At 50.0% G+C, this 246-nt stretch carries 1 protein-coding gene; it reads right to left on the reverse strand.

What is annotated here, in order from left to right:
- On the reverse strand, positions 1–232 hold a 232-nt coding region (locus SB822_RS59695; RefSeq protein WP_410859456.1), incomplete at its 3' end, for an Arm DNA-binding domain-containing protein.
- Positions 233–246 lie beyond the last annotated feature (14 nt).

Raw genomic sequence — 246 nt, forward strand, 5'->3', positions numbered from 1 at the left:
CCGCCGAAATTAGTTTTCGGGCCTCATCCCGTTTTGCACGAGCTTCGGAGAGAGAAACTTCTGGATACACACCAAGTGCAAGAGTCTTCTCCTTACCCAAAATACGATAACGGAGACGCCAGTAACGGGAACTATTGGGATGTACCAGCATGAGCATGCCAGCTCCGTCAGTGAGTTTATACGCCTTGTCAGTGGGCTTTGCAGCCCGAATTTTTGCGTCAGTCAGTGCCATATTTCAGCCTTCTG

The organism is Paraburkholderia sp. SIMBA_054, from assembly GCF_046534875.1.
Lineage (GTDB): Bacteria > Pseudomonadota > Gammaproteobacteria > Burkholderiales > Burkholderiaceae > Paraburkholderia > Paraburkholderia hospita.